This window comes from uncultured Clostridium sp. (assembly GCF_900547735.1).
GTDB lineage: Bacteria > Bacillota > Clostridia > Lachnospirales > Lachnospiraceae > Otoolea.
Window position 1 is genome coordinate 25,576 of record NZ_URHZ01000030.1, and the last position, 24,584, is coordinate 50,159.

At 48.0% G+C, this 24,584-nt stretch carries 22 protein-coding genes; 3 read left to right on the forward strand and 19 right to left on the reverse strand.

Translation table 11 applies throughout. The features are described from left to right. Positions 1 to 9 precede the first annotated feature (9 nt). From QZT18_RS11240 to QZT18_RS11300, 13 genes are all read right to left on the reverse strand, one after another. Positions 10 to 1,401, reverse strand: coding sequence for a M56 family metallopeptidase (locus QZT18_RS11240; protein ID WP_294148072.1), 1,392 nt, complete (start codon positions 1,399 to 1,401; stop codon positions 10 to 12). A 422-nt stretch (positions 1,402 to 1,823) separates the two neighbouring features. Then, complete coding sequence (locus QZT18_RS11245) at positions 1,824 to 2,210, reverse strand: BlaI/MecI/CopY family transcriptional regulator (protein ID WP_294148074.1); 387 nt, start codon at positions 2,208 to 2,210, stop codon at positions 1,824 to 1,826. Positions 2,211 to 2,377: 167 nt separating this feature from the next. Then, complete coding sequence (locus QZT18_RS11250; protein WP_294148076.1) at positions 2,378 to 2,863, reverse strand: hypothetical protein; 486 nt, start codon at positions 2,861 to 2,863, stop codon at positions 2,378 to 2,380. 50 nt (positions 2,864 to 2,913) lie between these two features. Further along, the gene (locus tag QZT18_RS11255; RefSeq protein ID WP_294148078.1) at positions 2,914 to 3,246 is read right to left on the reverse strand and encodes a hypothetical protein; all 333 of its coding nucleotides are present in this window, start codon (positions 3,244 to 3,246) and stop codon (positions 2,914 to 2,916) included. 311 nt (positions 3,247 to 3,557) lie between these two features. Further along, the gene (locus QZT18_RS11260) at positions 3,558 to 4,268 is read right to left on the reverse strand and encodes an ABC transporter ATP-binding protein (protein ID WP_125140407.1); all 711 of its coding nucleotides are present in this window, start codon (positions 4,266 to 4,268) and stop codon (positions 3,558 to 3,560) included. 13 nt (positions 4,269 to 4,281) lie between these two features. After that, positions 4,282 to 5,040 carry an ABC transporter ATP-binding protein gene (locus QZT18_RS11265; protein WP_294148082.1) on the reverse strand — a complete coding sequence of 253 codons (759 nt, stop codon included), beginning with the start codon at positions 5,038 to 5,040 and terminating at the stop codon, positions 4,282 to 4,284. Positions 5,041 to 5,043: 3 nt separating this feature from the next. Further along, positions 5,044 to 6,108, reverse strand: a complete 1,065-nt coding sequence (locus QZT18_RS11270) for a branched-chain amino acid ABC transporter permease (protein ID WP_294148084.1) — start codon at positions 6,106 to 6,108, stop codon at positions 5,044 to 5,046. Positions 6,109 to 6,118: 10 nt separating this feature from the next. Continuing rightward, complete coding sequence (locus tag QZT18_RS11275) at positions 6,119 to 7,000, reverse strand: branched-chain amino acid ABC transporter permease (RefSeq protein ID WP_294148086.1); 882 nt, start codon at positions 6,998 to 7,000, stop codon at positions 6,119 to 6,121. 126 nt (positions 7,001 to 7,126) lie between these two features. Beyond that, on the reverse strand, positions 7,127 to 8,347 hold the full coding sequence (locus QZT18_RS11280; protein ID WP_294148088.1) for an ABC transporter substrate-binding protein: 1,221 nt from the start codon (positions 8,345 to 8,347) through the stop codon (positions 7,127 to 7,129). A 381-nt stretch (positions 8,348 to 8,728) separates the two neighbouring features. Beyond that, positions 8,729 to 9,739: an NAD(P)H-dependent glycerol-3-phosphate dehydrogenase gene (locus QZT18_RS11285; protein ID WP_294148090.1), complete on the reverse strand. Its 1,011-nt coding sequence runs from the start codon at positions 9,737 to 9,739 to the stop codon at positions 8,729 to 8,731. Positions 9,740 to 9,753: 14 nt separating this feature from the next. Beyond that, positions 9,754 to 10,389 (reverse strand): glycerol-3-phosphate 1-O-acyltransferase PlsY, encoded by a 636-nt coding sequence (gene plsY, locus QZT18_RS11290; protein ID WP_294148092.1) that lies wholly within the window; start codon positions 10,387 to 10,389, stop codon positions 9,754 to 9,756. A gap of 2 nt (positions 10,390 to 10,391) precedes the next feature. Beyond that, positions 10,392 to 11,726 (reverse strand): ribosome biogenesis GTPase Der, encoded by a 1,335-nt coding sequence (gene der / locus QZT18_RS11295; protein WP_294148094.1) that lies wholly within the window; start codon positions 11,724 to 11,726, stop codon positions 10,392 to 10,394. 49 nt (positions 11,727 to 11,775) lie between these two features. Next, positions 11,776 to 13,155: a DUF512 domain-containing protein gene (locus QZT18_RS11300; protein ID WP_294148096.1), complete on the reverse strand. Its 1,380-nt coding sequence runs from the start codon at positions 13,153 to 13,155 to the stop codon at positions 11,776 to 11,778. A 182-nt stretch (positions 13,156 to 13,337) separates the two neighbouring features. Between QZT18_RS11300 and QZT18_RS11305 the strand changes: the two genes are divergently transcribed. Beyond that, positions 13,338 to 14,552: a ribose-phosphate pyrophosphokinase gene (locus tag QZT18_RS11305; protein ID WP_294148098.1), complete on the forward strand. Its 1,215-nt coding sequence runs from the start codon at positions 13,338 to 13,340 to the stop codon at positions 14,550 to 14,552. 68 nt (positions 14,553 to 14,620) lie between these two features. Here QZT18_RS11305 and QZT18_RS11310 read toward each other — a convergent pair whose 3' ends face one another. Continuing rightward, on the reverse strand, positions 14,621 to 16,831 hold the full coding sequence (locus tag QZT18_RS11310; protein ID WP_294148100.1) for an EAL domain-containing protein: 2,211 nt from the start codon (positions 16,829 to 16,831) through the stop codon (positions 14,621 to 14,623). Positions 16,832 to 17,090: 259 nt separating this feature from the next. Between QZT18_RS11310 and QZT18_RS11315 the strand changes: the two genes are divergently transcribed. Then, the gene (locus tag QZT18_RS11315; RefSeq protein ID WP_294148102.1) at positions 17,091 to 18,560 is read left to right on the forward strand and encodes a GntR family transcriptional regulator; all 1,470 of its coding nucleotides are present in this window, start codon (positions 17,091 to 17,093) and stop codon (positions 18,558 to 18,560) included. Here QZT18_RS11315 and QZT18_RS11320 read toward each other — a convergent pair. From QZT18_RS11320 to QZT18_RS11335, 4 genes are all read right to left on the reverse strand, one after another. Next, a complete protein-coding gene (locus tag QZT18_RS11320; RefSeq protein WP_294148104.1) occupies positions 18,535 to 19,065 on the reverse strand; it encodes a GNAT family N-acetyltransferase in 531 nt (176 codons plus the stop codon). The genes QZT18_RS11315 and QZT18_RS11320 overlap by 26 nt on opposite strands. A 28-nt stretch (positions 19,066 to 19,093) precedes the next feature. Next, positions 19,094 to 21,214, reverse strand: a complete 2,121-nt coding sequence (recG, locus tag QZT18_RS11325) for an ATP-dependent DNA helicase RecG (RefSeq protein WP_294148107.1) — start codon at positions 21,212 to 21,214, stop codon at positions 19,094 to 19,096. Between the two features lie 144 nt (positions 21,215 to 21,358). Then, entirely contained in the window at positions 21,359 to 23,029 is a 1,671-nt protein-coding gene (locus tag QZT18_RS11330) for a DAK2 domain-containing protein (protein WP_294148109.1), read from the reverse strand. Between the two features lie 13 nt (positions 23,030 to 23,042). Continuing rightward, positions 23,043 to 23,399, reverse strand: a complete 357-nt coding sequence (locus tag QZT18_RS11335) for an Asp23/Gls24 family envelope stress response protein (protein WP_125140420.1) — start codon at positions 23,397 to 23,399, stop codon at positions 23,043 to 23,045. Positions 23,400 to 23,608: 209 nt separating this feature from the next. Between QZT18_RS11335 and rpmB the strand changes: the two genes are divergently transcribed. Then, entirely contained in the window at positions 23,609 to 23,794 is a 186-nt protein-coding gene (gene rpmB, locus QZT18_RS11340) for a 50S ribosomal protein L28 (RefSeq protein ID WP_125140421.1), read from the forward strand. Between the two features lie 387 nt (positions 23,795 to 24,181). Here the strand turns inward: rpmB and QZT18_RS11345 are convergent, their stop codons facing one another. After that, the gene (locus tag QZT18_RS11345) at positions 24,182 to 24,583 is read right to left on the reverse strand and encodes a GerW family sporulation protein (protein WP_294148112.1); all 402 of its coding nucleotides are present in this window, start codon (positions 24,581 to 24,583) and stop codon (positions 24,182 to 24,184) included. Between the last annotated feature and the right edge of the window lies 1 nt (position 24,584).

Below are 24,584 nucleotides of genomic sequence, written 5' to 3' on the forward strand. Positions count from 1 at the left end.
CTTAGCTTCCTACACTGTAATTCTCCCAGAAACATGAATTGCGTGATCCGACAAATTCTCAATATAAATACTATAGCTACCCGGTACGATTGTAAAAGAGTAATTTACAGCCCCTTTGCTGGAATTTACATATTTTGCTGTACTTCCTTTGAGATAACCAACTCGAAAGCTGTCACTTGACGAAGAAGCCGTCAGGGAAATATCCATAGAAGTCGAATTCAAATCTCCGTCAATCCAAAATCTGTCCCCTGCTTCGATTGTAATATCAATCCAATTGTCTCCTCTTACACTTAAATTCATTGAATATGATTCTTCCGCCGTCATCTTTACAGTTCCTGTAAATTCTTTAAAATCATTCATCTGTTCTACTTCAACAGCTTCCGATAATACTCTTTCAGTTGAGTTGTTCTGCCCCATCAAAATGCCTGTCACCGATGCATAACCAACCACAGGGCAGGTAACTATCATGAGTACAGATATTACAAATAATAAGACTTTTTTTCCCCTCGATAGACTTTTTTTCTGCATAAAATTGCTAAGCCTCCTTTTTAGCGCCTTTTCATTGTTGGAAAAACCAGCAAGCATTATATTCTTCTGACATTCGATTGCTCGTTCTAATATTGCTAGTATCAGCTCTGCATAGAAACGTTTCTCTTTTAGAGGAGCATTACCAATTACTTTTTCGTCACATGCCATTTCTGCTGCTTCAAATACTTCCTTACCAAAAAAATATATAGCCGGATTAAACCAGTGTACAATTCTGATCCATGTAACTAATTGTTTAAAAAGTACGTCCCTGCTTTTTAGGTGAAAAAATTCATGCTTTAGCAACATTTTCCATTCTTCTTGGTTGTACGTTACATCTGGCAGAATAATCACAGGAAAGAAAATACCCGAAGTAAACGGTGAAATAACACTGGAACATCTAAGTAGTTTTACATTCTTCTTTATCCCAAGTTCTTTTCTGATACTGGCACATAACTGTTTTAGCTCATTCTCCTCTTTGATATCAGCTTTTTTGTAAAGCTTGTAAAGGCTAAGTTGTCCATATAAGAGAGTCAGAAATAATGTGATAACCATTCCCAATATCCATATTATACCTATCTTCATGAATAGTGAATGATACTGTAGAAATCTGGTATACGTCAAAAGTGTTATATTTAAATATCCTTTAACAAAATCAGGTCCATTAAGTAATACTTCTATCCCTCCTATACTTGACTTGAAAGCAATTATTGCCAGAATAAAAACAGGAAAAAGATAAAATAAGAGCAGCAATTTTATTAATAAATAATACCAGATTCGACAGCCATTAAAAACACTTTGGATTGCTAGTAAAAATACAAAAGACACAGTTCCTGCTACAGATACCCCTAATAAAATCATCAAGAATTCACCCATAAAATACCCCTTTTCATGAAGTTAAGGAATATTTTAACATATTTTATTAATGAGTTCATCCTTTTAATAATAGAAATACCATGTTGATCATCTCCTTTACTTTATTTAAGTGAAAATAAATTTATTATTATCATATTGTTTTTAAATGTATTTATATTGTACTATATATTTTTAAATATATCAACATCTTTTTTCTTTAAAATGTTATATTTTTCTTGACATGTGTAAATTTTCTAAAGCAAAAAATGAGGAATTAAACAAGAGCCTTCGTAATAAATATTGGGATCGGGTAGAATACAAACAAAGTCTTTAGCTACATAAAAAAAGCGAAGCAGTATAGAGACCACTTCGCTGGGAAATTTAACATATAAAAAACATAAAATCACTTTTTAAACTATTTACATATTTCTTTTCAGTTGCTATTACTCTCCATCTCCTAATTCATCTAGAAAATCTCGAACCCGTTCAAGTTGTTCTTCACTCAATTTTCCCTTTCCAAAGAAAGAAGCAACTACCCCTTCCAGTGGTTGGCCATACATCTTGCGCATGGATTCATTAATTTGAAACTGTTCATACTCCAGTTTTGTGATAAGAGGTTCATAAAAATAATATCTTCCCTGTTTTTCATATCTTAAAAATCCCTTCTGAGTCAGTCTGTGCAAGTAAGTAGATATAGTTGGACGTTCCCATTTATGTTCAGAAAAGTAGTCAACAAAATTCTGAAGCGTTTTTTTCCCTTCAGAAGTCCAGATATATTCCATAAATTCCATTTCTGCTTTTGTCAATTTTTCTATCTTATTTTGCCTCATTTATCTTCTCCCTACTCTATATTTCAAAAAATGTCTTTATCGTACCGAATTATTTTTTCTGATACTATAAAGTATAATTTTTTTAAAATCAGTTGTCAACTGCAAGGATATCGCCTGTCCTCTACCAAATCAATCCTTTCGGTTATAAATTTGACAACAAGTAACATTTAGATATGAATGTAAAAAAGCATAAAGCTTATCGGCAAAATACAGATCATCAAAAGTAAAAAAAGCCATGTACAAAAAAAATCAAATATAAAGTTGGAGTGAAACAACATATCATATAACCCCACACAAAAGCTGCCTAAAAGGACAAAATATATTAATTCCTTACCCCCAAGCAGAGACTTGACGCTTTCCCGTATGGCAGCGTCCGTTTTTCGCATATAACAGGAAACGGCAAGAAGACATGCCATAATAATGATACATGACAGGTATGAAAAAGTAATTATAATATCATGGTTTCCTTTATACAAACATCCACCCATGATATTTATTGCCGTAGCTGCTATCAATAAGCGGATCAGGAATCGTTCCCATGTCCTCAGCTTTAAAAGACGGGATTCCAGCTCATTAATATCTACAGCCTGCATTGAGTCGATAGACCCTGGTTTGGAATCCAGCAATTTTACAACCCCTTTTTTCTTTGTCATGCCTGTCTCCTTTCCGCCTTAAATGCAGTTCATTATTATTTTTCACATTTCTATAACGCAAGTCCCAAATACAAAATATCTATGACGATCACAACAAGACTCAGTATCCATAGCATTTTCGTGACCCTATCCTTTGCCACGACCTGAAACCATTCTTTTGAAGTTTCGATTCTGGGTTTCATCAAAAGCCCAAAATAAACCGATGCAGAAATACCGGTAAGTCCCAGCAGCCAAAACCCATTATCATAGAGCCATGCCACTCCCAGGAGCGAAGACAGCCCTTTTCCAAAGATACACAGGTCGGCAAACAAAATCCCCGCCGCCTGCTGTCTGCCGGTTCTGATCCGTTCCGACACTATAAGGTTCTTCCCGCTACTCATCATCCTGCTACCTCCCTAATATGAAAATACCTTCTAAAATCACAGTGACAATCCAGCCTGAGATACTGTCAGACAGTAAAAATATCACAACTGTATAGTTGCATACCTCCCCTAAATTTTACCATGTCCACCGCCCCCCTTTTCTTTCTTTTTCCTGACAATTCACTGACATTTATTTTATAAATTATCCCCGGTCACTCCGGGAACTCGACTGTCGATATATCCGAAAAGAGCTGCTGCAAAATAGAAAAATATCATAGATAAATTCTATTCTGCAACAGCTCTTCCTTGCTCAAAAACAATACCAGTCTATCCTACTCGCTCAAATACGCCTTCTTCACCGAATCATCATTCATCAACTCTTTCGCATCGCCCTTTAAAACAATACTTCCCGTCTCAAGGACATAGGCCTTGTTGGCAATCGAAAGCGCTTTTTTTGCATTCTGTTCCACCAGAAGGACCGTGGTCCCGTCGGCGCTGATCTCCTTGATGATATCGAAAATCTCATTTACATAGATCGGGGAAAGGCCCATCGAAGGTTCATCCATAACAATCAGACGGGGATGTGACATCAGGGCGCGGCCCATGGCCAGCATCTGCTGTTCACCGCCCGAGAGGGTTCCTGCAAGCTGGTTTTTTCTCTCCTCCAGCCTTGGGAAACGTTTATAAATCTTTGCCAGCGTATCCTCTATCTCCTGCTTATCGCTTCGCGTGTAAGCGCCCATTTTCAGGTTCTGCAGTACGGTGAGCTGGGCAAATACCCTTCTGCCCTCCGGGACATGGGCAATTCCCATGGGCACCAGCTTATAGCCGGGAACTCTGGTGATGTCCTTTCCCTCGAAGACGATACTGCCCGATTTGGCAGGAATCAGTCCGGTGATTGTGTGAAGGGTGGTCGTTTTTCCGGCTCCGTTGGCTCCAATCAGGGCGATGACATCGCCCTCGTCAACTTCAAAGGAAATCCCCTTCAGCGCCTGTATGACGCCGTAATATACGTTTAAATCTTTTACTTCCAGCATTGCCATAAGACTGTCCTCCTTATTCTCCCAGATATGCCGCAACTACCTGCGGGTTGTTCAGTACATCGCCTGTGGGGCCTTCCGCCAGCATATGGCCGAAGTTTAATACGGTCAGGCGCTCGCAGATTCCTGATACAAGCTTCATATCATGTTCAATCAGAAGGATTGTCATATCGAAATTATCGCGGACGAAACGGATGGTGTTCATCAGCTCCGCCGTCTCATTCGGGTTCATTCCGGCCGCCGGCTCATCCAGAAGGAGGAGCTTCGGCTCCGTCGCAAGGGCCCTTGCTATCTCTAACTTCCTCTGTTTTCCGTAGGGAAGGTTGGATGCCTTATAGCCGAACTCCTTATCCAGATCAAAGACCTTTAAAAGCTCCATTGCCCTCTCATCCATCTTCTTTTCCACTTTATAATATCCGGGAAGGCGGAAGATGCCGGACAGCGTGGAGTACGTATTGTGGTTATGAAGTCCCACTTTTACATTGTCGAGAACGCTCAGTTCCTTGAAAAGGCGGATATTCTGGAACGTCCTGGCAACGCCTGCCTTATTGATATCGGCCGTCTTATGGCCTGTTATATTCTTTCCATCCAGTGTAATCTGACCGCAGTCGGGCTTGTATACGCCGGTCAGCAGATTGAAAATCGTCGTTTTTCCGGCTCCGTTCGGTCCGATCAGGCCGTAGAGCTGGCCTTTTTCAATTGTTACATTAAAGTCGTCGACCGCCTTCAGGCCGCCGAAGGAGATACTTAAGTTTTTTACTTCCAGCATTGCCATAACCTATGCCTCCTCCTTTGTCTTTGGTTTCCTGATTGAGGCCACGAGCCTCTCGCGCACCTGGATTGCTTTCGGGCTTGCCGTGAGAAGCATCATGACAATCAGCACAATGGCATAGATCAGCATACGGTAATTATTCAGTCCGCGGAGCATCTCCGGAAGCAGAGTCAGAATAACGGCCGAAATCACGGAGCCGCGGATATTGCCGATGCCGCCCAGCACGACAAATACCAGGATCATGATCGACATATTGTAGCCGAAACTCTTCGGAGTCGCAGCCAGTGTCGCCAGGTTATGAGCATAGAGCACACCCGCCACGCCGGCCAGAGCCGCCGATACGGAGAATGCCAGCAGTTTGTACTTTGTAATATTAATTCCAATCGATTCCGCCGCGATACGGTTATCACGGATCGCCATGATGGCGCGTCCCGTCCTGGAATTGATCATGTTGAGGACGATAAAAAGGGAGATTAACACCAGGATAAAACCGATGGTAAACGTCGCCATCTTGGGTGTGCCTGTAATACCCTGAGCGCCCTTGATAATCACTTCGCCTTCCGGCGCAAGATTTAAAGATGCCACGTCTTTCGTGGAAATATGGAGCCCATTTGCATCCATGCCCACGTAAAGAACGTTGATGACATTCTTAATGATTTCACCGAATGCCAGCGTTACAATCGCCAGATAGTCGCCCTTAAGCCTCAATACCGGGATACCGATGAGAATGCCGAAAACGGCAGCCACAAGAGCTCCCACGAAAAGGGCTATGATAAAACGGACCTGATTGCTTGGAATGGCGGCCGCCATCGCATGGGTAAAGAAAGCGCCCGAAAATGCACCGACACACATGAAGCCCGCATGACCGAGACTGAGCTCTCCCAGAATTCCAACCGTGAGGTTCAGAGATACCGCAAGGATAACATAAGTACAAAGGGGAACCAGAATTCCCTTTAAAAGGCTGTTGATATGGCCTCCGGCCATCAGGGCCTGGATCAGGAGATAGCAGCCGATCACCAGAGCGTAAGTGATGACATTTTGAACCAGAATTTTATTTTTATATGCTTTCATCTGTAACCACCTACACTTTCTCGTTAATTTTCTTGCCAAGGATGCCGGTCGGGCGCACCAGAAGCACGATAATCAGTACCGAGAATACGATAGCGTCGGACAACTGGGAAGAAATATAGGCTTTCGCCAGGTTTTCTATCACGCCGAGCAGGATTCCTCCGATCATGGCTCCGGGAATGGAACCGATACCGCCGAATACGGCGGCCACGAATGCCTTGATACCGGGCATGGAACCCGTATAAGGAGTCAGGGACGGATATGCGGAACAGAGAAGCACGCCTGCAATGGCTGCCAGGGAAGAACCGATGGCAAATGTAACGGCAATCGTTCCGTTTACATTGATTCCCATCAGGGTTGCCGCTCCCTTATCTTCCGATACGGCCAGCATTGCCTGCCCCATCTTCGTCTTATTGATGAAGGTGGTCAGAGCCAGCATAATGACGATACAGGTGACGATTGTTACAATCGTTACGCTGGAGATGGACAGCTTTCCGTCTGCCAGCTTAAGCGCCGGAAGAGTCACAACGGAAGTGAACTGTCTGGCATTGGAGCCGAACATCAGCAGAGCAATATTCTGCAGCAGATAGCTGACGCCGATAGCCGTAATAAGAACTGCCAGTGGGGAAGCTCCCCTGAGAGGCCTGTAAGCGACCTTTTCAATGGTCACGCCCAGAACCGTACATACTACAATTGAAGCCAGAACCCCGACGACCGGAGATCCCCCTGCCGTGCTCACGACCGTAAATACGGTAAAACCGCCGATCATAATGATATCTCCATGGGCAAAGTTCAGCATCTTGGCAATGCCGTAAACCATGGTGTAACCAAGGGCAATGATCGCATATACACTTCCAAGGCTGATCCCGTTGATTAAATAAGAAAGAAAACTCATACCGCCTACACCTACCTCTTTGTCTTTTTTCTCACGGCTTCAAAGCGCTGTGGGCTTTTACCGCCGTCAATGTTAAAAAAGAGGGTTGTCATTCAGACAACCCTCTCGAAGGGCTAATTACTATAATTACTGTAATACATATACTCCGTCTTCAATCTTAACAGCCTTAGGAGCTTTGTTCGGCTCGCCTGCTGCGGTCCAGGTCATTCCCGTACCTGTTAAGCCGTCGATGGAAATCTCAGTCATGGCTGTCTTCATTGCGTCACAGATATCGGATGCGCTCATGTCAGGTGTGATGCCTGCCTTCTCAGCGGCAGCCTTGATAGCGTACATACCGTCGTAAGCGCCTGCAGCGAACTGAAGCGGTTCTTCGTTGTAAGCGGTTCTGTATGCTTCAACGAAATCCTTGCTGCTCTCCTCATCTACGGAGAATGGTGTTAACAGCATTAAGCCTTCCGCCAGGGATTTATCAAAGTTCTCAACGCTTAAGATACCGTCCATACCGTCACAGCCAAAGAAGATTGGGCTGAATTCTTTGTCGGATGCCTGTTTTAAGATAACGGATGCCTCCTGGTAGTAGATTGGCAGGAATACCAGCTCTGCGCCGGCTTCTTTCGCTTTGTCAAGCTGTACGGAGAAATCGGTGTTGCTGTCTGCCGTAAATGCCTCGCTGGCAACTACCTCAAGTCCCTGGTTGCCGGCCTCTGCCACGAAGGACTCGCGGATACCGTCGGAATACTCTGTGGAGCTGTCGTAAATAATCGCGATCTTTGTTGCAAGCTTGTGCTCGCCTATGTACTGTGCGGAAGCTTTACCCTGATCCGGATCGGAGAAGCATACGCGGAATGCGTTGTCGCCGGAAATACACTCTACGGCTGAGCCGGATGGTGTAATCTGGAATAAGTTGTCAACCTGTGACTCTGCCACTACTGCGATACACGGCTTGGAAGTAACGGTGCCGAGTAACATCTGCATATCCCAGTCTTTTAATGTATTGTAGGCATTGACTGCCTTCTCAGGATCGTGCTCGTCGTCCTGGAAATTGTATTCGATCTGAACGCCGCCTATTCCGCCGGCTGCATTGATCTCTTTCGCTGCCAGTTCCATACCGTTTTTAACGGCAATTCCGTAAGCTGCTGCCGGTCCTGTCAGAGGTCCGATACCGCCAATCTTAAATACGCCGTCTGCTGAAGCGGCTGGTGCCTGTGATTCGCCTTCGGCCTGTGCCGCCGGTGTTTCTCCTGCTGCTGCCGTTGTGTCGGCAGGTTTGCTGCCTGAACCGCCGCATGCGGTTAAGGATGCTGCCATGGCCACTGCAAGGCCTAAGCTTAATACTTTCTTTTTCATAATGATCTCCTCCAATTTTTCCGCTGGCACCGGTCTTTCGGACAACGATGCTAACTGATTGATTGACGACATTATAAGTTTAAGAATTTGAATTGTCAATATGAAAACCGAACAAAAAAAAGGAATTCGAAAGAAAAACTTCATTTTTCCGTTCAATTCCCTGCGAAGCATAACCTGTTGTTATATCAGCCATCTCTTCAGATTATAGAAAGTGGTAAAAACAGGCCGTTTGTCTTCCGCCTACGCACGCTTGGTTACAACAGGAAGACAAACGGCTTTTTTTCTACAAAAATCATCTTTTTTCATCTTTTCAGGGAAACATAGAAAATAAGAGTTAATGTTCACATCGCAATGCGGTGTGAACATTAACTCTTAAACCTCTTAAGCTTCCCACGGCAGGCTGCTGCTCTCAATCCGGCCATCGCGCAGCATCAGATCGCCAACGGCATCTTTTGCTGGCTTGCCTTCAAAAAGCACCTGGTTGACCTGCTCCACAATCGGCATATCGATTCCGTAACCTTCAGCCAGCTTTTTACCGGCCTTTGCGGAGTAAACGCCCTCCACCACCATCTGGACTTCCTTCATGGCCTCTTCCATCGTATATCCCTTACCAATCAGGATACCGGCCCTTCTGTTGCGGCTGTGCATACTGGCGCACGTTACAATCAAATCGCCGATGCCGGAAAGTCCGCCGAAGGTCTGTTCTTTTCCCCCCATCCTGACGCCCAGACGCGTCAGCTCGGCAATTCCCCTTGTAATCAGGGCTGCTTTTGTATTGTCTCCGTAACCCAGTCCGTCCGCGATGCCGGCCGCCAGAGCGATTACATTCTTAAGCGCCGCTCCCACTTCGATTCCAAGCATATCGGGGCTTGTATAGACACGGAAGACAGGACTCATAAATACCGACTGGATATAGTCGGCCACTTTCTTTCTATGGGCTCCGGCCACACAGGTTGTCGGGATTCCACGGCTTACCTCCTCCGCATGGCTCGGTCCCGAGAGGACGGCCACCTCGGCCTCGGGAAGCTCCTCCTCGATGACCTGGGACATCGTCTTTAAACTGCTCTCCTCGATTCCCTTGGAGACATTGATGACGATTTGTCCGTAGCGGATGTACTCTCTCATCCTGGCGGCCGTCGCTCTGATGTAGACGGAAGGAACCGCCAGCACGAGAATGTCTTTTTCCGACATGGCTTCTTTCAAATCGGCCGTCAGGCTCAGTTCATCCGGCAGCACTACTTCCGGCAGGTTCTTATGTCTCCTGCTCTCCTTCATCTCCGTAATCTCTTCTTCGATGGCAGACCATACCGTAACCTGACAGCCATTCTTACAAAGCAGCAGGGAGAGGGCTGTTCCCCATGTCCCTGATCCAATCACACCAACTGCAGTCATTTCGTAATCCTCCGCTATTTTTTCGATGCGCCCAGTTTATTCTCCGTCCCGGACAGCAGCCGGCCGATATTGGCCCGATGGCGCCATATGGCCATACACATCAATACGCCGCCCAGTATGTAAAATTCCGGCAGAAGGGCAGCCGCCACATGGTAGCTCCCCATCCGTCCGAAGATAATAAGCTCGGCAAAAAAGGTAACCGACACGAGAATGGAGCCTAAGGAAACATATCTCGTAACCGCTACCGCAACTGCAAAGACCACAAAGCAGGTCAGGGTAATCCTGAAATCCATAGCCGTCATAATACCGGCCATGGAGGCAATCCCCTTGCCCCCTTTAAAATGCAGGTAAAAAGGAAAATTGTGTCCCAGCGTAACGCCGAGCCCGGCATACAGGGCGAGGAGATCCGTACTGTCCGAAGCAGAAGCAAATAAAACCCTGACAAGGCACATCGCGATCACCGCTTTGAAAAAATCGCCCAGGAAAACGACGGCCGCCGCCTTCTTTCCCATCACACGCAGCACATTAGTGGAACCGGCATTGCCGCTTCCGTGCTGCCTGATATCGATTTTCTTCACTTTTCCAAATAAATAGCCGGACTGAATCAGGCCGAATGCATAGCCGATTACAACACAGATAAGCCGTTCCATACTTACTGCTCCTTTCCCTTCCTTTCACGGACTAAGAACTTAAGAGAAGTCCCCCTGAATCCAAACGCGTCACGGATTCTGTTTTCCAGATATCTGGTGTATGAAAAATGCATCAGTTCTTTATCATTGACAAAGACGACAAAGGTCGGCGGCTTTACCGATACCTGTGTCATATAGTAGAGCTTCAGTCTCTTGCCCTTATCGGACGGCGGCTGCTGCAGCGCCACTGCCTCCGTCATAATCTCGTTCAGCACGCCCGTCGCGATACGCAGCGTCTGGTTTTCCCTCACCATATCGATCATATCGTAGAGTTTGTTAACACGCTGTCCCGTGGTGGCGGAAATAAAGATGAACTCCGCATAAGGGATAAAGGACAGGGTCATTTTAATCTTATTGGTGTATTCGTAGATCGTCTTATCCGTCTTCTCAATGGCATCCCATTTGTTGACAACGATAATAATGCCTTTTCCCCGCTCGTGGGCGATTCCCGCTATCTTGGCGTCCTGCTCCGTCACGCCCTCCACGGCATCGATGACAACCAGCACCACATCGGCGCGCTCTACCGCCGTTACGGTCCTGATGATGCTGTAACGTTCCAGTTCCTCTTTGATCTTATTCTTTCTTCTCAGTCCGGCCGTATCGATAAATACATACTCCGTACCATTGTGGATGATCTCGGTATCCACCGCGTCCCTCGTGGTTCCCGCAATGTCCGATACGATAACACGGTTCTCTCCCAGCAGTTTATTGATAATGGAAGATTTACCCACGTTGGGCTTGCCTACGATGGCGATTCTTGGACGATCATCCTCCTCTTCCTCACCGGCTCCGTCCTCAAAGTGTTTTACAACTTCGTCGAGAAGCTCGCCCAGGCCGAGCCTGGATGCTGCCGATATGGCAACCGGATCCCCGATTCCCAGGTTGTAGAATTCATATACATCGTTGCCGAACTTGGAAAAACTGTCCACCTTGTTGACCGCCAGAACCACCGGTTTTTTCGACTTGCGGAGCATGTCGGCCACCTTGGAATCCGAGTCGGTCAGTCCCTGCCTTACATCTACAATAAAGATAATCACATCCGCCGTAGCGATGGCTATCTCCGCCTGCTCACGCATCTGGGACAGGATCACATCTCTCGTATCGGGCTCAATACCACCCGTGTCAATCAGGGTAAACGCCTTATCTAACCAGGTACATTCGGCATAGATCCGGTCTCTTGTTACGCCCGGAGTATCTTTTACTATGGAAATCATGTCGCCCGCCAGGACGTTAAACAACGTGGATTTTCCCACATTCGGACGTCCAACCACGGCCACAACCGGTTTCTTCTTATTCATATTACGTTACGCCTCCGTTCAAATATTCTGTGCATCGTTATTCTGCAATTTAGATCTCTTCTGTCTTTTGATTATAGGAAGATAATTCATATTCCCCATGTTCGGGCGCCTCCTCTTCCACCGGCCCGAGCACTGCATCTACAAAGTCATGTCCGCTTGATTTTACAATATCCACCCGGACTTGTAAAGCATTTTGTACTTCTGTTTTCGTCACGTCGTCCAGAAAAACCTCTTCTCCGCTGCGGAACATGGCACAGGGCAGCAGAAGGCGCTCTCCCAGTTCCTGCCCCTTTAGCTGTTCGATCAGATCGGTTCCCGTAATCAGACCGGCCACCGTAATCTGCTCTCCGAAAAAATGATTGATGATCTTATAGAGGTGTACCTTTCGGCCCGGATAAATCTTCATGATCTGATCCAGATATTCCTTAATATAAGGATAAGCCAGAGCGCCGGTAGCCATGGAAAGCTCCTCCGTCCCCCCGTCGTCGCAGGCATCCTTTAACGCCTGTTCTATCTCGGTCGTCAAAAGGCGCACCATACCCACTCCGTTCTCGAGCTGGATATAACCGTCGTACCGCTCTTCCTCCGGCATCGGCCGTCCGGCCAGCATATAGAGCTCATCGCTGGCATGGATAAAATGGATTCCGTGCTTCTCATAGATAATCTTCTGCCACCGCTCAATGATCTCGAGGTTTTCTTCCGCGTCTTCCTTTGTGAACGGTTCCAGGGGGAACAGTCCCTCCCGGAACTTCGAAAGACCGACCGGAACCACCGAAACGCTTGCCATGCAGGGAGCATAACGGGAAAGGTCACGGATGGACCGCTCCAGCTCCGCCTTGTCGTTTACATTCTTACAGAGGACAATCTGCCCGTTCATCGGTATCTCAGCCTCATAGAGCGTGTCTATCTTTGACAGCGCATCGCCGGCAAAGCGGTTGTGAAGCATCAGACACCGCAGCTCCGGATTCGTCGTCTGGACGGAAATATTGATGGGCGCAAGCCTGTAGCGGATGATCCGGTCAATATCCTTGTCCTTCATATTCGTCAGGGTAATATAATTGCCCTGGAGGAATGAAAGCCTGGAATCATCGTCTTTAAAATAAAGAGTCTCCCTCATCCCCGCGGGCATCTGATCGATAAAACAGAAAATACACTTATTCTTGCAGGAACGGTAATCACTCATCAGACCGTTTTCAAAGGTCAGTCCCAGATCCTGGTATTCATTCTCGATGTCCAGCTCCCATTCTTCCCCGTTTTTCTTCTTCACAACCAGGGTAATGGCCTCGCTGTCAATCATGTATTCGTAGTCAAATATGTCCTCTATCTCGTCCCCGTCTATTGTTAACAGCATGTCCCCCGGTTCCAGTTCCAGCTCCTCCGCAATGGAGCCGGGATCGACTTTGCTGATTAAATGTCCTTTTTTCACCATACTTTACTCTGCCTTTCTATACCTTTCTTTATCATAACAACATTACAGAATTTTGTAAAGTTTTTGTCTTTTTGTTAAAAATTACTGTTTTTCTATTGACGATTCTTGTCTGATAATGGTATAAAAACTATATAAAAGTCAGGCAGGGATTATCCTGCCTTATTTATGGAGGAGCACACATCATGTCTAATGACTATGTTTTTAATGACACCCTTCCGGTGGCGCCTTTAAAAATCGCCGCTTTGGAAAGCTGTAAGGATCTGGCCGGGAAGGTGAATGAACACATTCTCAATTTCCGCCACAACGATATTGAGATCCTGAAGAAACGCCAGGAAAACCTTCAATACCGCGGTTATGACGCCGATTCCTATCTGTTAAACTGTTCTTGTCCGCGTTTCGGCAGCGGTGAAGGCAAAGGGGCGATTCATGAATCTGTCCGCGGCACCGATATCTACGCCATGGTGGATGTAACCAACTACAGCCTCACTTACAAAATGAGCGGTTTTACCAATCACATGTCTCCCGATGATCATTTCCAGGATTTAAAACGCATCATCGGCGCCACGATTGCCACCGCGCACCGCGTTAATGTTATTATGCCCTTTTTATACGAAGGCAGACAGCATAAGAGAACCAGCCGCGAATCATTGGACTGCGCGATGATGCTGGAAGAGCTGGTTCAGATGGGCGTAAACAATATCATCACCTTTGATGCACACGACCCGAGAGTCCAGAATGCAATCCCGTTAAACGGCTTCGATAACTTCATGCCTACCTACCAGTTTATCAAGGCTCTCTTCGCCCACGATAAGACCCTTAAGATTGACAAGGAGCATCTGATGGTAATCAGCCCGGATGAGGGCGCCATGAGCCGCGCCGTATATCTGGCCAACAACCTTGGCGTGGATATGGGTATGTTCTACAAACGCCGCGACTATTCCCGCGTCGTAAACGGCCGCAACCCAATCGTGGCCCATGAATTCTTAGGTTCCTCCGTGGAAGGAAAGACCGTCCTCATCATCGACGACATGATTTCCTCCGGCGAAAGCATGCTTGATACCGCAAAGGCGTTAAAGGACAGGAAGGCGGAGCGTGTAGTCGTATGCACCACCTTCGGCCTCTTTACCAACGGCCTCGATAAATTTGATGAATTCTATGCCAAAGAATATATCGACTGCGTCGTGTCGACCAACTTAAACTACCGTCCGGAAGAACTTCTGAAACGCGAGTGGTACGTGGAGGCCGATATGAGCAAATTTATCGCAGCCATCATCAATGCGCTGAACCACAACGTATCCCTTGAGAATGCACTGACGCCGACCGCAAAGATCCAGAAACTGATCCGCAGATATAACGAAAACACCGACGGTTTCCAGTATTTTAAAACATTAGTTTAGATTTGATATGATATAAACAATAAAAAGCCTGAGCCGTTCCATATCACTATGGTAAAGCTCAGGCTTTTTTAATTACCGTAAAGCCATTTCTCAAATTCACCGGCTGGAAGAGGTCTTGAAAAAACATACCCCTGCACCATATCGCACCGCACGCCGCGCAGGTACTCAAGCTGTTCTTCCTCCTCAATCCCTTCCGCCACGGTCTGCACCTTCAGCCGTTTCGAAAGCTCGATCAGACAGGTAATGACATCCTTTGCCTTCTCCCCGTCCATATTTACGAAAAAGGAGCGGTCCAGCTTCAGTGTATCCACGTCAAATTCTTTCAAAAGTCCCAGCGAAGAAAAACCGGAGCCGAAATCATCCAGGGAACACAGAAAGCCCAGGGCGTGCATTCTGTCAATTGCCTCTTTGACAAGATGGATCTGGCTGTTATTAAAAAAGATGGACTCCGTCAGTTCAAATTCAATCATTCCGCCCGGAATTTCATACTGCCCGGCTATCTCTGCAAAGCGGTCCAGAAAATCGGGTTCTTTAAAGTGCTGCCTCGATAAGTTCACCGAGATCGGAATCAGCTCTCTCCCCTCCCTGCGCCACCGGTTCAGAAGGATGCAGACTTCGGTATAAACATAGAGATCCAGCCGGCAGATTTTACCGTTCTGCTCAAACAGCGGGATAAAATCGGACGGATAAATCATTCCCTTCTGAGGATGGTTCCACCGGACCAGCGCTTCGGCCCCCTCCGGCTTTCCGCTTTCAAGGCGCACTTTCGGCTGCAGATAAACCTGAAAATCGTGTTCTTCAAGCGACTGGTCAAAGAGGCTGTTCAATTCCTGCTCTTTCTTAATTTTTAGAATCAGGGCATCGTCGTAAAAAATGCATTCCCCTGAAACTTCCGGATTGCTGTTCCGGCAGGAAATTCTCGCCCGGTCCTGAAGCAGGGTAATCTCCTGTTTCGGGTCCTCCACAAGGCAGGCTCCCTGCCTGAAGCTCAGGTGAAGGCCGCGCAGCTCCTCCTCATTAAACTGATTAATGTCATGTATCATTTCATCCAGTCTTTTCCGGACTGTTTCCGGTTCGTGTTCCCTGAGGCAGAGAAAATAATGATCCGTCTCTCCCCGGGCCGAGAATTCCCCTGCCTCCGCCTTCATATGGCGGTCCAGGACAGCGGCGATATGGCTGAGAATCCTGTTTCCGGCCTCGATTCCAAATCTTTCATTGACCATTTTAAAACCGCTGACATCCAGCAGCACAATCGTATAGGTACGGGGCTTCATCGTTTTTGATAATTCCCTGTATTTGAGCTGGAAAGCAATATTGTTGCTCCCGTCCGTAATCGGATCGAAAAAGGCGAGATATTCCAGTTGTTTCCGGTGCATATTGTAAAAACGGTATACATTGTGGAGCAGCAGAAAAAAGACCAGTATTGTAATTCCCAGGACGCCCAGAGAGCGGAAAATGTACCTCTGCGCATCTCCCGATATAATGTCTGCAGGGATTAACGTCAGAACAAACCAGTCGTTGACTCCCAGGGCATTGTAGGACATGAACGTCTCCTGGCCGTCCACTGCATTAAAATGCAGGATACCGTCCTCTCCGTTCTTCATATCCTTCTGCATATTCCTGATAGCGGCAATTGCCTTCTGTTCTTTCTCGTCCCGGAATATGTCCTCCAGTTGAAGGAACCGATTCAGATCGGTCGGCGAGATCACCACCTGTCCGCCGCTGTCGACAATACAACTGAGCATCTGTCCCCTGAAATTCTTGGAAGAAATCATCGACTGCATCTTCTCTTTATCACGTATCCCGACCAGAACTCCTTCGATTTTTTCCCCGTGATACACGGGTACGGAATAGAAAACCCATTTGCCCCCGACATAATTGGCCCGGGTCTCGCCGTGAAAGGAGGCCTGGATGGAAGCGGCATCAAAAAATTCTTCCGGCTTTTCCACCAAATCCTTAGAGAATACCGAGGATGAGACGGCAGATCCCTGCCTGTCGATCAGTATCAGCGGACGAAAATCCAGCATCGCAGCATTGCGGTCCAAAAATTCCTGCAGTTTCCCATCTCCCTGCTCCGGCCCGATTTGGGAGATGGAGCAGGATATCAGCTCCAGGCTGGTCATTTTATTTCTCATGGATTCCCCGATTTCCGCAGTCATATGGGTCGTTACATCACTCAGATAAAGCTCCGTATTATCGGATAAAATAACATGAAGCTTTCCTGCGTTCCATATCAGGACGCTGAAAATAAAGATGAGAAGGGCTGAGAGCAGCCACATTTGCCTACCTCTTCGGTAAACCGGTTTTTGATAATCCGATAAATCCTGTTTCAAAACTTCACACTCCTGCTTGCATTACTGTTGTCTGTCTTAATTAAACAATTCTATTCTAAAAGGTGCAGCCGGACAAATCAATCAATTATTTGTGTACGTATACACATAGTATAAGAGTTTTGTGCTACAATAAAGGAAGGACGCTCAGCGGCAACTGACGTTCTTAAATCTATCCGTATTTTTACATTCAAAGGAGGATCGACACGTGGAAAATAAACGGACACTGTTTGATTATTTATATCAGCTTCTCCGGGAACAGATAGAGACGGGGTATCTCCAATATGGGGAGCCGTTCCCCTCCATGACCCAGCTCTGTGAGAATTATCACGTCGGCATCAGGACGGTGAAAGACGTCCTGGAAACCCTGAAGGCCGAAGGATATATAAAGACGGCGGAACGCCGCCCGTCCGTTGTCTCCTACCGGCGTCCGGAGGCGGAGGACAGCGGCACCGCCGCCCGTCTGCTGCTTGAAAAAAAGGATGCCATCCTGCAGGTCTATGAAACCATGACCCTGCTGATGCCACGCCTTTTTTCTTTCTCACTGCAAAACTGCAGCAGAGAGAAACGGGATCTCTGCTTCTATGAATTGAAAAGGCTCAGGAAAAAAGATACACAGGCCCGTTGGAAAGCGGCTTCCTCTTCCCTTTACAACCTGCTTGACGCCTCGGGAAACCTGCTGCTTCGCGATCTGTTCACAAGTTTCGAAATCCATGCCAGGGTTCCTGCCTTTTTGGAGTCCGGGCCGTCTCCGTCCTTTTCCGAAGCATACCGCCGCTACAGCGATCCTGCCTGGATCATTGATGCGGTTGATACCGATTTACCATCGGAAGTTGAGGGACGCTTCACCGAAATGTATCATATCATCACCGCTTCTGTGCGCGGATATCTGAATGAAATATCCGCAGAGTACCAAATCGAGCCGGTGCAGCGGGAGCACTACTACTCCTGGCATCCGGAGCAGGGGCGTGACCACTACTATATGCAGATAGTCCGCTCCCTGATTGATCAGATCGGGTTCGGCATCTACAAAGACGGCGATTTTCTTCCTTCCGAGGCCGCCCTCGCCGCAGAGTACGGCGTCTCGGTCGCTACCATACGTAAGGCAATCGCTACCCTGAACGAGCTTGGTTTCTGCCGCACCTTCAACGTAAAAGGGACTCAGGTCTCTCTTTATAATGACGAAGCCGCCATCCGCTCCTTAAAGAGCAGGGTCCATAAGACGGATACCTTCACCTATCTGAGCGGCCTCCAGTTGATGGCGGTTGCCATCATTCCGGCGGCAGAACTGGCCTTTCCCCGGATAGGCCGAGAAGAGATAAAAGACCTCGGAAAGCAGCTCGGACGGACGGATCTCATTCCTTTGGACCGCCTGTTTGAATGCATTGTATCCCATCTTAGTCTGGAACCATTGAAAACCGTCCTGTGCGAGGTAAAAGACCTGCTTCACTGGGGCTATTATTTTTCCTTCTTTCCCGGAGGGTTTCAAATGTCCAACGAGATCAATAAAAAGAGCCTGCAGGCGTTTCACAGCCTGCAGGCCGGTGACAGGGACGGCTTTGCACGCCGGATGTCCCTGTGCTATTGTCATATTTTAACGGTGGTGCGTGATTTTATAGCAGCGTACGGACTGACGGAAGCGGACGTTTTTGTCACACCGGAACCGCCGCCCCTTTAAAGTCCTCCCGGACCGCCGCCATGTCCCGGTAATCCCACGGCTCCCCGTTAAAGCAGTCGTAGTCCCGGTGAAGCTCTTCATCCTTAAATCCCACCGAGAGATAGCATCTGTGAGCCGCCTCGTTAACCGTAAAGACACCCAGCGTCACCCGCTCCACTCTGAGAATATCGAACGCATACCGGAGGGCCAGGGTAACCATTTCCCTTCCGTATCCTTTGCCGCGCTCCATGGGGTTTACCACGATAAATCCCATGTGGGCGCTGTTTTTCGCATAATCCACCCTGCGGAAGGAAAAATGGCCGCAGGGGTTTCCCTTCTCGTCCACGGCCAGGAAGATCCAGGCATTATCGTCCGAAAGGAAGTCCTCCCAGTATTGCTCCAACTGCTCCTTTGTGAGCGGATAAGAGAAGCGGTCCGCCCTCCACAGGCGCACGGTCCTCTCGTCCTTCAGCCAGTCCATCAGATAACCGGCGTCCCCTGGTTTATATGGTCTTAAACGCAGCATTTTCTTCCTCCTTTGCCTGCTTTTTCTCCTACAGATTCAGTTTTTCGTAACTTCTTTCCAGATAGAGATCCAGTTTCCGTTTCAGCTCCCTGTTCTCCTCGTGTTCCAGGAGCGGGTCCCGATCCATCAGTTCCTTTACCTCCTCGGATACGGTTTTCAGAATATCGGCATCGGTAAAGATGTCGGCCAGACGGAATTCCAGATCCCCGCTCTGGCGCACGCCGAAGAGATCCCCCGGACCCCTGAGCTTCAGATCTTCGGAGGCGATGAAAAAGCCGTCGTTGGATTTATTGAGGATTTCCAGACGTTTTCTGGCATCCTCCTCGCCGGAGCTGTTCACCATGATGCAGTAGGACTGGTCCTTTCCACGGCCTACGCGGCCCCTCAGCTGATGGAGCTGGGCAAGACCGAAGCGCTCCGCATTTTCTATCATCATGATGGTTGCATTCGGCACATTGATGCCGACCTCGATGACCGTTGTGGACACCAGGACCTGTATCTCATTGGCGGCGAAAAGCTCCATAATCGCATTCTTCTCTTTTGCCTTCATCTTTCCGTGCAGATATTCCACGCGGATATCCGCAGGAAGATGTTCCCTCAGGGTTTTAGTATAGTCGATTACGTTCTCGGCCTCCAGCATCTCGCTGGCCTCCACCATCGGGCAGATGACATAGGCCTGGCGGCCCGCTCCCGCCTCCCTCTCGATAAAACGGTAGGCATTTTCGCGGTAATCCTTTCCTACCACGCAGTTTTTGATGGCCTGGCGGCCCGCCGGGAGTTCATCGATGATGGAGATATCCAAATCCCCGTAGATAATGATTGCCAGCGTACGCGGTATCGGTGTGGCGCTCATGACCAGGATATGCGGCTCCATGCCCTTGCTGCCGAGCATCTCCCTCTGTCCCACGCCAAATCGGTGCTGTTCATCGGTGATGACAAGCCCCAGCTTATCATAGACGACTTTTTCCTGGATCAGCGCATGGGTTCCGATGATGATATCGGCCTCATGGCCTGCAATTTTTTCATATGCCAGCCTTTTTTCCTTCGCCGTCATGGAACCGGTGAGGAGGATCGGTTTAACAGGCAGTGAGAGGCCCGTAAACAGCTCATTCATCGATTCAAAGTGCTGTCTGGCCAAAACCTCCGTCGGAACCATTAAAGCGCCCTGAAAGCCGTTATACGCGGCCTGAAGGAGGGCCAGGACGGCGATGATCGTCTTGCCGGAGCCGACGTCGCCCTGAATCAGGCGGTTCATGACGCGGCCTCCCGACAGATCCGCATAGACCTCGCCTAAAACCTTTTTCTGGGCCCCCGTGAGGGCAAACGGAAGTTTTTCCTCCAGCGCCGCGGCCTCCCCGCCGATTTTAAACGGACAGGGGCTTTGCCTGTCCTCTTTTTTATCCTTCAAAAGCCGTACGGACAGCAGGAACATGAAGAATTCATCAAATACCAGCCGCTTCCTGGAAAAGAGCAGCTCCGTCTCATCCTTGGGAAAATGGATGTGCTCCAGGGCAAAATTGTATTCCGCCAGTTCATACTTTATCCTGAGTCCGGCGGGCAGATAATCGCGCTCCGTATTGCGGGCCTCCAGGGCCTCCGCCACGGTCTTTGCAATCGTTTTATTGCCCAGCCCCTTGGTCTGGCCGTAAATCGGCTGCATCGAGTGCACGAGGGATGCATATTTTTCCGGCCGGTAGATTTCCGGCTGCTCCATTGTGAGGCGGCCGCGCTTTTTCACGATCCGGCCCCGGAAAATAAAGTGTTCCCCCGCCTTTAAGGTTCCTCTTAAATAGGGCATATTGAACCAGGTGAGGGTCAGAAACCCGCTGATATCGCGCAGCGTCACCGTCGTCACCTGAAGGTGCCCGTATTTCACTACATCCGCCGTCTTCGTAAGCATTCCGGCCACGGCGGCCATGGTCTCGGGAAGCAGTTCCGATATGGGCTGCGGTTCGCGGAAGGTATCGTAGGCTCTGGGGTAATAGTGGAGCAGCTCCTCCACGGTCTCCACGCCCAGCTTACCGAAAAGTTTGGCAGTCTTGTCCCCGATGCCCTTCAGGGAGGTAACCGGCAGTTCCGTAAAGCCGGTTTCTTTCTTAACCGGGCCGCTTTCTGTATTTACATCTTTTTTGGAATTATCATTTCTCATTGTTGTTTTACCTGCAAAAATTATATTGAACAACGAAAAGAACGCTTCGCGGACTTTTCATTACCACTTAACGAAAGAAACAGAGGCGGACCGGAATCGTCAGCCCTGGTCTGCCTCTGTATCATCATTGTACCTGTCCCGCCGTTACTCTACTGAAATCATATAGTAATAGATCGGCTGGCCTCCGTTGTGAAGCTCTATCTCACAGCCGGTAAACTCCTCCTGCACTTTTGCGTACAGGACTCCGGCCTCCTCTTCCTTAATATCCTCGCCGTAGTAGATGGAAATCAGTTCCGACTCTTCGTCAATCATGGCGCGGAGTGTCTGAAGAGCTACCTCTTCCACCTCTTTACCGACCGCCAGCATGCCGCTGTCGCCGATTCCCATGATATCGCCCTCGGTGATCTCCATTCCGTCGATGGAGGTGTTGCGCACCGCATAAGTAATCTGGCCGCTCTTTACGCGTCCCATCTCCTGAATCATCAGCTCCAGGTTTTCCTCCGGGGAGAGATCCGGCGCAAAATTGATGATGGCCGTAATTCCCTGCGGAACCGTCCTGGAAGGAACAACGACAATCTTCTTATCCTTGACAAGGCTCTTTGCCTGCTCCGCCGCCAGGATGATATTCTTGTTGTTCGGCAGGATGTAGATGGTGTCGGCATTGACACAGTCGATGGCGTTGAGCATGTCTTCCGTGCTCGGGTTCATCGTCTGTCCGCCCTCGATGAGGTAATCGGCGCCGATGCCCTTAAAGATCCCGCTCATGCCTTCTCCGATGGAAACGGCGATAAAGCCATATGTTTTTCTCGGTTCCCTGGCCTTCTCCTCTTCCTTCTGCTCCCTGGCCAGTTTCTCGGCATCCTTGATCAGCCTCTCCTGATGTTCTTCCCTCATGTTGTCAATCTTCATTCTTGAGAGGGAACCGTAGGTGAGGGCTTTCTGGATTGCCAGGCCCGGATCGTTGGTGTGGACGTGAACCTTTACCATATCGTCGTCGGACACCACCACGATGGAGTCTCCGATGGATTCGAGATAGCTCTTAAATTCATGTTCCGTCTTCTGGTTGTATGTCTTCTCAATATTCACAATAAACTCGGTGCAGTAACCGAATTTAATGTCGAAATCACCGGCAGCGCTGCCGGTCTGAAGTGACGCCTGGGGAGCCTTAACCGCTCCCTCGACGGATAAATCAATCTCCTTGCCCATGAGGCCGTCCAGACAGCCCTTTAACACCTGCATCAGGCCCTGGCCGCCGGAATCCACAACGCCTGCCTCCTTAAGAATCGGCAGCATCTCCGGCGTCTGGCTCAGCACATAGTCGCCATGCTCTATCACCTTCTGCGCAAATTCTACAATATCCTCCGTCTGTGACACAAGTTCGGAGGCCTTGTCCGCCATTCCCTTGGCAACCGTGAGGATCGTGCCTTCCTTCGGCTTCATGACGGCCTTATACGCCGTCTCGGTTCCCCGGTTGAACGCATTGGCAAGCGTCGTTGTCGTGATGACGTCCACATTCTTGATTTCCTTCGTAAAGCCGCGGAAAAGCTGGGAAAGAATTACACCTGAGTTACCTCTGGCTCCTCTTAAAGAACCGGATGAAATCGCCTTGGCGAGAGACTCCATGGTCGGCGCTTCAATCGCCGCAACCTCTCTGGCCGCTGAAAGTATCGTCATCGTCATATTCGTTCCCGTATCGCCGTCCGGCACGGGGAATACGTTCAGCTCATTAATCCATTCTTTATTAGCCTCAAGGCCTTTTGCTCCGGCCAGAAATGCTTTTTTCAGCATCTCGGCGTCTATATAGTTCATACCCACGGGTAGTTCCTCCTTAATCTATCACTCTTACGCCTTCAACGAAGATATTGATCTTCTCGACCGTCATGCCTGTAAATTCTTCAACTTTATATTTAACATTCTCTATCAGGTTGTCTGCAACAGTTGAAATACTTACACCATAGCTGACAATGACGTGGAAGTCAATGCTGATTTCATTCTCTTTGATGGAAACATTAATGCCATGGGTCAGACTGTCCCTCTTAAGCAGCTTTACCAGCCCGTCCTTCATACTTACAGCGGCCATACCGACTATGCCAAAGCATTCCACTGCTGTCGTTCCGGCATACATGGCGATTACTTCAGGGTCGATCTGGATCGAACCTAATTTATTATTAATGCGACCTTTCATATCTCACAGCCTCCATTTCTTACTCAATTACTGAGCTTTTTATGCCGGATGGCATTTGCGTATCCGGCTATTAGTGATTATACATTATTTTCACAAAAAAAGAAACAAATTTTTAAATTTCACTTGCAAAATTCCATGCTTTCTGCTATTATAAATTTTGTTATGGATTTTTAATAGGAAGTCCAATGTTCGGTTAAGGAGGTGCAATAATGGCTAAATGTGCAATCTGTGAAAAAGCTGCCCACTTCGGTAATGCAGTAAGCCACTCACATAGAAGATCCAACAAAATGTGGAAAGCTAACGTTAAGTCTGTTAAGGTAAAAACTAACGGCGGAGCTCAGAAGATGTATGTATGTACTTCTTGCTTAAGAGCCGGTTTAGTAGAAAGAGCTTAATCGTCATGGAAAGTGTGGCCCCTGGTATCTGCCGGGGGCTGTTTTTTTTATATCATTTGAAAGTGCTCCTATGATATAAATCTTCCATAAGCACAAGAGCCCGGCACGCCGGACTCTTACGTTATCTGCAATAAGGAATTCTTTTTAAGATCCCCTCTGATTTGTTCACTTTAACAAAAAAACATATTATATCCGATAATCAGGCATGAGATGGCGGCACAGACCCACAGGAAGTTCTTGGGAAAAATGAGTACCAGCATCATTCCAATGCCAATGGAAAATATTACAAGCCCGCATAGACGCCTCACGGCAGTCTCCTCCCTGAATAATCCGGTTATGAGTAGTATATGCCCGGCCTGGCCGTTTGATGCATCTTAGCGTTTTCCATTATTTTTCGGATAAGTCTTCGGCCATCGCTTCCGCTTTCTCCATCACGTCGTCGGAGATCACGCTGTCCTTGCCGCTTGTGAAACGGTTCACAAAATCGGGCACCATATCGATGATTTTCGTTACGGCATCCTGGTGCTTGATATTTACAAGCTTTGTAACCCCGTTCTGTATCACGAGGATCGCGCTTGGGCTCATCTTTGCGCTCATGCCGCCGGCGCCGTTATTCTTGGACGGCTGGCTGAAAGCGCCTGCCGCCATACCGCAGGTCACATCCACCAGCGGCAGGATGATCGTATCGTCGATCTTCACCGCTTCTCCCACCACGGTTTTTGTGGTCACAAAATTATCCATTCCTTTAAACAGCGCATCTACCGTAGATGAAAACTGATTATCTGCCATA